Source organism: Brevibacterium sp. AGC70 (assembly GCF_057334195.1).
Window position 1 is genome coordinate 258544 of sequence record NZ_JBHFIH010000009.1, and the last position, 10597, is coordinate 269140.

Below are 10597 nucleotides of genomic sequence, written 5' to 3' on the forward strand. Positions count from 1 at the left end.
CGACCGGCGACGGCGTCCTTGGTCATCGGCGGATCGGCCAGCTGGCCCAGCTCCTCCAGCGATGCCTGTTTGTGTGTCACACGCAGCTGACCGGCGTAGCGCAGGTGTTCGGGAACCTCGTCACCGAGGATCTCCAAGGCGCGCTCGACTCGGGCTCCGGCGGCCACTGCCGCTCTGGCGGAGCGGCGCAGGTTCGCATCGTCGAAGTTGGCCAGACGGTTTGCTGTGGCACGGACCTCGCGCCGCATTCGACGCTCCTCCCACACGAGGACGGCACTGTGGGAGCCCATGCGGGTGAGCAGGGCCGCGATGTCGTCACCGTCGCGGATGACGACGCGGTCGACGCCGCGAACCTCGCGTGCCTTCGCGCTCAGGCCCAGCCTTCGGGCTGCGCCGACCAGGGCCAGTGCCGCCTCTGGTCCCGGGCAGGTGACTTCGAGGGCAGAGGAACGGCCCGGTTCGGTCAGGGATCCGTGGGCGAGGAACGCTCCACGCCAGGCGGCTTCGGCATCGGCAACAGAGCCGTTGACGATTGCAGACGGCAGTCCGCGCACTGGTCGTCCGCGATTGTCGACGAGACCGGTCTGGCGGGCCAGAGCACCCCCGTCGCGGGTGACTCGCAGGAGGTAGCGGTTCGAGCGGCGGATTCCGGCGGCGTTGATGACGACGATGTCAGCGTATTGGCCGTAGAGATCCTTGATCTCGCTGCGCAGACGCTTTGCTGCCTGGGCGGTGTCGAGTTCGGCTTCGAGCACGATCGAACCGTTGACGAGATGAAGTGCGGAGGAGAAGCGGAAAATCGCCGACACTTCGGCTTTGCGAGCAGAAGTGCGGGTGATCTTCACCCGTGCCAACTCGTCCTTGACCTGAGCGGTCAGTGCCATTGTTCGTCCTCCTGCAACTGAATTTGCTACCACTGCTCGTCCACGCCGATCCCAGCGTCCACCAACATGTCACGGTAACACGCGGCGAGCTTGAGGGTGTCATGCTGTCCTGCCCGCCGTGAGTGCAGCGGACGGGCCCACAGTTTGGCGTTGAACATCTCACGCGCACACCTCTCGAGATCAGGTTCCACCAGGGTTGCGGCCTCGTCGACGAGCACGTAGCTCAGCTCGAGCGAGGGGGCGTGCCTGTGCAGTGATACGAGGTGTTCGCTGAGACTGAGATCTCTTGTTTCGCCGTCGCTGGAGCTGAGGTTCAACGTGAGGGACTTCACGGCGGAGGATCGCTCGATCGCCTCCGCAAGGGAGGGAACGAGAAGATGCGGCATCACCGAGGTGTACCAGGAGCCGGGTCCGAGATTGAGCACATCCGCCTCAGCGACGGCTTCGATCGTCTCGTGTCGGGCCGGTGGGACCGGAGGATCGAGCCGGACGGTCTCAACATGGCCCAGGGTGGAGGCGAGCACGGACTGCCCGCGCACGACTTGGAAGGAGCCCGGGAACTTCACATCAGCCTCGATCGTCAGTGGGACCGAGGACATGGGCAGAACCCGACCGTGGGCACGCAGCAGCTTGGCCATCCAGTCGAGGCCGGCGACGTGATCTCCATGGATCTGCCACAGAGCCGAGATGAGCAGGTTTCCAACGGAATGTCCGCTGAGCTCTCCGTCGGAGTCGAAGCGGTGCTGGATCACATCGCGCCAGGTCTTACCCCAGTTCCCGTCGTCGCAGAGGGCAGCCAGAGCCATTCGCAGGTCTCCAGGAGGCAGACCGCCGAGTTCGTCGCGGAGCCTGCCGGAGGAACCTCCGTCATCGGCCACCGTGACGACTGCTGTCAGAGACTCGGTGAGCAGACGGAAGGCGCGAAGAGCAGAGTAGAGGCCGTGGCCTCCGCCGAAGGAGACGATCTTGGGTCCCTTGTCTTTGACGGCAGGGATGATCTGCGGGAGATCTTCGGTCTCCATCTCACTCTCTCCCCAGATCACGGTGGCGCACGGTGACCGGAATACCGGTCTGCGCGGCGAGGCTCTTGGCGACGCGTTCGCTGATCGCCACCGAGCGATGCTTTCCGCCGGTGCAGCCGATGCCGATCATCGCATAGCCGCGACCTTCGTGGAGGTAGCCCTGTGAGACCGTGTCAAGGGTCGCGGTGTAGCGCTCGATGAACTCTTCTGCCCCGTTCTGACCCAATACGAAGTCCGCGACATCGGAGTCGAGTCCGTTGTGTCCGCGCAGGTGCGGAATCCAGTACGGGTTGGGCAGGAAACGAACATCTGCGATGTGGTCGGCGTCCTTGGGCAGTCCGTATTTGAAGCCGAAGCTCATCACGGTCAGGCGCAGCAGAGGAGTATCGACGGTGCTGAAACGTTTGCGCACCTGGGTCGAGAGCTGATGGACGTTGAGTTCTGAGGTGTCGATGATGATGTCGGCCCGGTGTTTGAGCGATTCGAGCGCCGAACGTTCACCCTCGATCCCTTCCAGCAGCGTCCCTTCGCCCTGGAGCGGGTGGGGGCGGCGAGTGGACTCGAAGCGTCGGACGAGAACCTCATCGGCTGCTTCGAGGTACAGGATGCGCAGGGACAGCCCCTGATCGAGGAAGTCACTGATCGTGTCTTCGAGCTCCTCATACTTCGCCCGCCCCTTCGAATCGGTGACGATGGCGATCTTGGGCAGAGCCCCATCGGCACGGGCGACGAGTTCGACGAGGGGACGCATCATCTGCGGAGGCAGATTGTCGACGACGTACCAATCCATGTCTTCGAGCACATTGGCCACTGTGGTCCGACCCGCTCCGGACATTCCCGTCACAAGGACGACCTCGATGGGATGGTCGGAGCCGTTCGATTCGGCCTGCGTACTCACACGTCCTCCTTGGGGCTGCGCGGTTGAAGACAGCTGTCCAGAACTACTCTAGAGCAGTTGTCCGCCAGTGGGCGCAGTCCCTGCCGACCCGTCGGTCTCCGAGCACCATGAGATCAATCAGCGAGGGCGGCCGCGACCTTCTCCGCGAGAGCCCGGCCGATGCCCTGAACCTCGCACAGTTCTTCGATGCTGGCCGCTCGCACCTTCTTCACGGAGCCGAAATGGCGCAGCAGCGCGGTCCTCTTTGACTCGCCCAGTCCGGAGATGTCATCGAGCACGGAGCTGGTCATCGCCTTGGCCCGCTTCGATCGGTGGTAACTGATGGCGAAGCGGTGAGCCTCATCGCGCAGGCGCTGCATGAGGAACAGTCCCTCTGAGTTCCGGGGCAGGATGACGGGAAACGGATCGTCTGGGACCCAGACCTCTTCGAGTCGCTTGGCCAATCCGACCACCGAGATGTCGACGATGCCCAGATCGTGCAGCGCCCTGGTGGCCGCCGCGACCTGTGGACCGGCACCGTCGACGACGAGCAGGCTGGGACGGTACCCGAACCGTTCATCGGGTTCATCGGAGCTCATCTGTTCGAGGTAACGGCTGAAGCGTCGTGAGACGACGTCATACATCGACGCCGTATCATCGGTTGCGGCCTCGCCGTGAATTGCGAAGTGACGGTAGTCGCGCTTCTTCACGAGTCCGTCTTCGAACACCACGAGTGAGGCCACGACATTGGAACCTTGGGTGTGTGAGATGTCGATGCATTCGATGCGCAGAGGCGCTTCGGGCAGCGACAGGTACTCCTGGATCTCTTTGAGTGCCGTGCTGCGTGTGGTCAGGTCGGAGGAACGCTTGAGCTTGTGCTGGAGCAGCGCCTCTTTCGCGTTCTTCGCCACGGTCTCGAGAACGGCCTTCTTCTCTCCGCGTTCCGGGACCCGCACGGTGACTCTGGATCCACGCTGTTCACTCAGCCAGCTCTCGAGCGAGTCGATATCGGCAGGGACCGTGTCGACGAGGATCTCGCGGGGAATGGCATCCGCATCGAGACCCGTGTAGGCCTGACGCAGGTAGTCGGTGGTGAGTTCGGCCGGACTGTGGTCGTCAGAGCGTTCGATGATCCAGCCGCGCTGTCCCCGAATGCGTCCCTGGCGGACGTGGAAGACCTGTACCGAAGCTTCGAGCTCCTCGGTGACGAGTGCGAACACGTCGCAGTCTGCGTTGACGGAGAGCACGACAGCTGACTTGTCGAGCACCTTCTGCAGCGCCGTGATCTCATCCCGCAGGCGGGCGGCCCGTTCGTAGTCGAGTTCCTCGGCGGCCGAGGCCATCTCCTTCTGCCGGTAGCTGATGAATCGTCCCGTGTTGCCGGACATGAAGTCAGAGATACTGCGGGCCAGGTCCTTGTGGCCCTCAACGCTGATCTGTCCCACACAAGGGGCGGCGCATTTGTCGATGTATCCCAACAGGCAGGGACGGCCGCTGCGTTCGGCTCGTCTGTACACTCCGGCGGTGCAGGTGCGCATCGGAAAGGCCCGCAACAGCAGGTCCAACGTGTCCTTGATCGCCCACACCTGGGCAAAGGGTCCGAAGTACTTCACGCCCTTACGACGTTTGCCACGGGTGATGAAGGCCCGCGGCACCTCGTCATTCATCGTGATCGCGAGGTACGGGTAGGACTTGTCGTCGCGGAACATGACGTTGAACCGCGGGTTGAATTCGTTGATCCACGTCCACTCGAGCTGCAGCGCCTCGACCTCAGTGTCGACGACGGTCCATTCCACTGAGGCAGCGGTGTGGACCATCGTCGAGGTCCGGGGATGCAGCTGCGCGGGGTTCGAGAAGTACGAGTTCAACCGATTGCGGAGATTCTTCGCCTTACCGACATAGATCACGCGCCGGTCGGGGTCGCGGAATTTGTAGACCCCGGCCGAGGTCGGAATGCTGCCCGTGGCCGGGCGGTAGGACGCTGGATCAGCCATCGAGCATCGCTTTGAGGAATCGCCCGGTATGACTCTTCTTATTGACCGCTACCTCTTCCGGCGTGCCCTGGGCGATGATCTTTCCACCGCCTCGTCCGCCCTCGGGGCCCAGGTCGATGACATGGTCGGCGTTGCCGATGACATCGAGGTTGTGTTCGATGACGATGACCGTGTTGCCCTTCTCCACGAGCCCCTGCAGTACATGCAGCAGCTTCGAGATGTCCTCGAAGTGCAGTCCGGTGGTCGGTTCGTCGAGTACGTAGGCGGTGCGACCGCGGGACCGCTTCTGGAGCTCCGCCGCGAGCTTGACTCGTTGGGCTTCACCACCGGAGAGAGTGGTTGCGGGCTGGCCGAGGCGAACATAGCCCAGCCCCACCTCCACCAGGGTGTTGAGGTGTCGGGCGATGGCAGGGATCGCGGCGAAGAACTCGGCACCCTGTTCGATAGGCATCTCGAGCACCTCGGCGATGGACTTGCCCTTGAAGGTCACTTCGAGCGTCTCGCGGTTGTAGCGGGCTCCCCCGCAGACCTCGCAGGTGACGTAGACGTCGGGCAGGAAGTTCATCTCGATCTTGATCGTGCCGTCGCCGCTGCAGTTCTCGCAGCGTCCTCCCTTGACGTTGAAGGAGAACCGCCCCGGCTGGTAGCCGCGGATCTTCGCCGATTCGGTCTCTGCGAACAGACGCCGGATGCGGTCGAAGACCCCGGTGTAGGTCGCCGGGTTCGACCGTGGAGTACGGCCGATCGGTGACTGGTCGACGTGGACGACCTTGTCGAGGTTGTCCAGACCGGTGACTCGCTTGTGTCGGCCGGGTACCCGAGAGGCACCGTTGAGGACATTGGCCATCTGGGTGTAGAGGATCTCGTTGACGAGGGTCGACTTGCCTGAGCCGGAGACACCGGTGACGGCGGTGAGCACACCGAGGGGAAACGAGACAGAGACGTCCCGGAGGTTGTTCTCGACGGCCTTCTCAACCGTGACGACACGGTCTTTGTCCACGGGCCTGCGGGTGGTCGGGACCTGGATTGCTCTGCGTCCGGCGAGATAGTCACCGGTGATGGAGCGGTCTGCGGCTTTGAGACCGTCGACGGGCCCCGAGTAGATGACCTCTCCCCCGTGCTCGCCCGCACCTGGACCGATATCGACGATCCAGTCGGCCGAATAGATGGTGTCTTCGTCGTGTTCGACGACGATGAGGGTATTGCCGAGCTCCTTGAGCTTGTTCAGAGTCTCGATGAGTCGTCTGTTGTCGCGCTGGTGGAGACCGATCGAGGGCTCGTCGAGGACGTAGAGGACCCCGACGAGGCCGGAGCCGATCTGTGTGGCCAAGCGGATGCGCTGGGCCTCACCGCCGGACAGCGAGCCAGCGGGCCGGTCAAGGCTGAGGTAGTCGAGCCCGACGTCGAGGAGGAAGCCAAGGCGTGCGTTGATCTCCTTCATCACCTGAGCCGCGACTGCCGCATCACGAGAGTCCAGTTCCAGCTGAGAGAGGAACTCGGCGGATTCGTCGAGGGCCAGCTCGGAGACCTCGGCGATCGATTTTCCGCCGACCTTGACGGCGAGGATCTCCGGTTTGAGTCGGGCACCGTTGCAGCTCGCACAGGGAATTTCGCGCATGTAGGATTCGTAGCGTTCCCGCGACCATTCCGACTCTGTTTCCTCATGCTTGCGCTGGATGTACTGGTAGACGCCTTCGAATCCGGTGGAGTAGGTGCGTTCGCGTCCGAACCGGTTCTTGTATTTGACGTGGACCTTGTAGTCCTTGCCGGTCAGGATCGCGGTTTTGTCGGAGGTGCGCAGATCCTTCCATGCGGTCTTCATATCGAAGCCGAGTTCGTCGCCAAGACCTTTGAGGAGGCGGTTGAAGTACTTCGTCACCTGTTTTCCGCCGGCCCAGGGAGCGATCGAACCCTCGCCGAGACTGAGGTCCTCATCGGGAACGACGAGTGACTCATCGACCTGGAGCCGAGTGCCGATGCCGTCACAGGTGGGGCAGGCACCGAAGGGCGAGTTGAACGAGAATGTGCGGGGTTCGATCTCGTCGATCGCCAGCGGGTGTTCGTTCGGGCACGACATGTGCTCCGAGAAGGTTCGGGTCACACCTTCGTCGACCAGCTCGACATCGATGCGACCGTCGGCCAGGCCCAGCGCAGTCTCGACTGAGTCGGTCAGTCGAGGTCGCAGACCCGACTTCGCCACCAAGCGGTCGACGACGACGGAGATCGTGTGCTTGTACTGCTTCTCCAAGGTGGGAGGTTCGCTGAGGCTGATCTGCTCTCCGTCGACGATGGCGCGAGAGAAGCCCTTGGCCTGCAGCTCGGTGAAGAGGTCGACGAACTCGCCCTTGCGGGAGCGGACGATGGGAGCCAGCACGAGGAACTTCGTCCGCTCCTCGAGTTCGAGCAGCTGGTCCACGATCTGCTGTGGAGTCTGCTTCGTGATGATCTCACCGCACACGGGGCAGTGCGGCACGCCGATTCGAGCCCACAGCAGGCGCAGGAAGTCATAAACCTCGGTGATGGTGCCGACCGTGGAACGAGGGTTGCGGGAGGTCGACTTCTGGTCGATCGACACCGCCGGTGACAGGCCCTCGATGAAATCGACGTCGGGTTTGTCCATCTGGCCCAAAAACATTCGGGCGTAGGAGGACAGGGACTCGACGTAACGGCGCTGCCCCTCGGCGAAGATCGTATCGAAGGCCAACGATGACTTCCCCGACCCCGATAGACCGGTGAAGACGATCATGGAGTCGCGGGGCAGGGCGACCTCCACGTTCTTGAGGTTATGGGCGCGTGCGCCCTTGACCCACAGAGTGTCGAGATGTGACACGCCTGCCGACTGCTCACCGCTGTTAGTTTTCATCACCTGACCACTGTATTACTCGGCACTGACATTGCTTGAATGGGGACGGGCGCTGATCTCTCCGACCGCGAGGATTCGGAGCACGATGTCTCCGGCTTCGTCGCTTGCCGGCACGTCCACCTCGGCGTCGATGGCCCAGTCCCTGTTGTCATCGGGATCGGCCAAGGTCTGACGGACGGTCCACGTCTGTGAACCAGGTTCGATCGAGATATATTCCTTGCCTCTGGCCTTCCCATCGGTGAGGAGGTCGCCGTACTCCTCGTAGAAGTCTTCGATCGCGTCCTCCCAGGCTGTGGCGTCGAAGCCGCTGTCGGCGTCGAGGCGGCCCAGTTCCGTGTAGTCGGCACGCTCGGCCAACAGCACCCGGTGGAACAGGGCATTGCGCACTTCGGCGGTGAAGACTCGCTCGTTGTCTGAGAACTTGCGATCGAGGTCGGGCAGCTCTTCGTCGGCGAAGTCCGTCGGGGACAGCCCCTGCAGGGTGCGCCATTCGTCGAGCAGTGACGAGTCGGTGCGGGCGATCGTCTCCCCCAGCCATTCGATGATGGTCGAGAGCTCGTCCGTCCTGTCGTCGGCGGGCACATTGTGTGTCAGCGCGCGGAACACGTCGGTGAGGTAGCGAAGGAGGCTGCCCTCAACCCTGGTGAGACTGTAGTAGCTGACGAACTGGGTGAAGCCCATCGCCTGTTCGACCATGTCGCGCACGATCGATTTCGGTTCGAAGTTCCCCGCTCGCAGCCATGGGTGCACCTCGATGAAGTGTTCGAAGGCGGGATCGAGGACATCTGCCAGAGGCTTCGGGCCTTCGATCTCGTCAAGGATTGCCATGCGTTCGGGGTATTCGAGGCCGTCTGCTTTGAGTTCGGCCAAGGTGTCCTTCTTGAGCCGATCGAGTTGGCCTTTGAGGACGGGAAACGGCACCGGCGTGGTGGATTCGACGAGCGAGACAACATCGAGGGCATAGGTCTCTGACTCCGGGTCGAGCAGTTCGAGTCCGGCGAGTACGAAGGGCGCCAGAGGCTGGTTGAGGGCGAACTGGGGCCCCAGGTCGGTGGTCGGGACCAGTTCGTCTCCCTTCGCTTCGATGAGGCCGGCATCGATGAGAGAGCGACCGATGCTCAAGGCTGTGAGTTTGAGGTCGAGGTGACGTTCCCGGCTTTCGTGGGTTTTGTCGATGAAGGCGCTGATCGTGGCCACGTCCGACTTCGGGCGGGCGACGAGGTTGAGGATCGTCGAATGGTCGATCTTCATACGCGAGCGCAGAGATTCGGCCTGGGATTCGATGAGTTTGGTGTAGGTCTCCTCCGACCATCCGACGAATCCGGCCGGGGCTGATTTCTTCTTGACCTTCTTCTTTTTCTTGTCCGCATTGGCTGCCTTGGCCTCTGCCCGCATGTTCTCGATCACATGTTCGGGCGCCTGCGCGATGACGTAGCCGCGGGTGTCGAACCCCGCGCGCCCCGCGCGGCCTGCCAGCTGTTGGAATTCGCGGACGCTGAGTTTGCGCATCTTCCGGCCGTCGAATTTCGTCAGTCCTGTCAGCAGCACAGAGCGGATGGGAACGTTGATGCCCACGCCGAGCGTGTCGGTGCCTGAGATGACCAACAGCAGACCCTTGAGTGCGAGCTGTTCGACCAGACGGCGATATTTGGGCAGCATGCCCGCGTGGTGGACACCGACGCCGTGCAGGAGCAGCTTGCGCAGGCTCTGTCCGAATCCCTTCGCGAAGGTGAACCCCTTGATGGCTGCTGCGACCGCGGCCTTCTGTTCCTTCGACGCCAGATCGACGGACAGCAGACCTGTGGCCAGATCGATAGCGCCCGCCTGGGAGTAGGACACGACATAGACGGGAGCTTTGTCGTTGCGCACCAGGGAGCGCAATGTGTCAGAGAGTGTCTCGGTGGAGTACTCGTACTCGAGCGGAACCGGTCGGGTCGCCGAGGTGACGACTGAGCTGTCGCGGCCGGTGGTCTCTTCCATGGTGCGACAGATTTCACTCGTGTCGCCCAGCGTCGCCGACATGAGAACGAACTGCGCCTGTGGCATCTCGAGCAGGGGCACCTGCCAAGCCCATCCGCGGGAGGGATCGGCGACATAGTGGAATTCGTCCATCACGACCATGCCTGCGTCGACCATTCCGCCTTCGCGCAGAGCCTGGTTCGCTAGGATCTCGGCCGTCGCACAGATCACGGGCGCATCCCCATTGACGGTGGAATCGCCGGTGATCATACCGACGTTCTCCGCGCCGAAGGCGTCGATGAGAGAGAAGAACTTCTCGCTCACCAGCGCCTTGAGCGGGGCTGTGTAGTACGCCCTGATCCCGCGGGTGAATGATTGGTAGAGGGCGAACAGTGCCACGAGGGACTTGCCCGAACCTGTGGGAGTGGCCACGATCGTGTTGTCGCCGGCCAAAATGTTGAGGATGGCTTCGTCCTGGGCGGGATATGGTTCGATTCCCAGCTCTTCGCAGTAGTGGCCGAACGCCTCATACACTGCATCTTCATCAGCGAATTCCGCTGGGATCTCCTGCAATCGCACCACAAATATGCACAGACCTTTCCGTTTAGACTGATGTCCATCCTATTGATCGAACCTCAGGAGTTTCAGATGCCGGTTTTCGCTGTCAACTATGTCTATGGACCAGATACCGACGCCCGGATGGAGTCGCGACCTGCACACCGTGCGTGGCAGGCCGATCTGTACGAAGCCGGAACCGTTTTGGCCTCGGGCCCATTGGACGATGAACCGGTTCCCGGAGGTCTGCTATTGCTGCAGGCCGCCGACCGCAAGGAAATCGACGCCCTTCTGGCGAACGATCCCTATGCTTCGATCGGTGTCATCGACGAGACGATTGTTCGGGAGTGGACCCCAGTCTTCGGTCCGTTCTCCCAAGACTGAGCCTGAACTCAAAGGCTTGAGTCTTCGAGGCTTGAGCCTCGGGCCACATGGCCCACGTG

At 62.4% G+C, this 10597-nt stretch carries 7 protein-coding genes; 1 reads left to right on the forward strand and 6 read right to left on the reverse strand.

Translation table 11 applies throughout. The annotated features are described in order from the left end of the window. The 6 genes from whiA to ACE03M_RS06720 all read right to left on the reverse strand — a co-directional run. Positions 1-884, reverse strand: an 884-nt coding sequence (gene whiA, locus ACE03M_RS06695) for a DNA-binding protein WhiA (protein WP_485933234.1), incomplete at its 3' end; no start/stop codon positions are given. Between the two features lie 26 nt (positions 885-910). Continuing rightward, positions 911-1906, reverse strand: a complete 996-nt coding sequence (locus ACE03M_RS06700; protein WP_143921752.1) for a gluconeogenesis factor YvcK family protein — start codon at positions 1904-1906, stop codon at positions 911-913. A gap of 1 nt (position 1907) precedes the next feature. Next, complete coding sequence (rapZ, locus tag ACE03M_RS06705) at positions 1908-2804, reverse strand: RNase adapter RapZ (protein ID WP_143921753.1); 897 nt, start codon at positions 2802-2804, stop codon at positions 1908-1910. Between the two features lie 113 nt (positions 2805-2917). Beyond that, positions 2918-4777, reverse strand: a complete 1860-nt coding sequence (uvrC, locus tag ACE03M_RS06710; RefSeq protein WP_143921754.1) for an excinuclease ABC subunit UvrC — start codon at positions 4775-4777, stop codon at positions 2918-2920. Beyond that, complete coding sequence (gene uvrA / locus ACE03M_RS06715; protein ID WP_143921907.1) at positions 4770-7640, reverse strand: excinuclease ABC subunit UvrA; 2871 nt, start codon at positions 7638-7640, stop codon at positions 4770-4772. Before uvrA ends, uvrC begins: the two co-directional genes overlap by 8 nt. A 15-nt stretch (positions 7641-7655) precedes the next feature. Beyond that, a complete protein-coding gene (locus ACE03M_RS06720; RefSeq protein ID WP_143921755.1) occupies positions 7656-10181 on the reverse strand; it encodes a DEAD/DEAH box helicase in 2526 nt (841 codons plus the stop codon). Between the two features lie 66 nt (positions 10182-10247). On the opposite strand from ACE03M_RS06720, the gene ACE03M_RS06725 reads away from it, so the two are divergent. Then, positions 10248-10538 (forward strand): YciI family protein, encoded by a 291-nt coding sequence (locus ACE03M_RS06725; RefSeq protein WP_143921756.1) that lies wholly within the window; start codon positions 10248-10250, stop codon positions 10536-10538. The last annotated feature ends 59 nt before the right edge of the window (positions 10539-10597 follow it).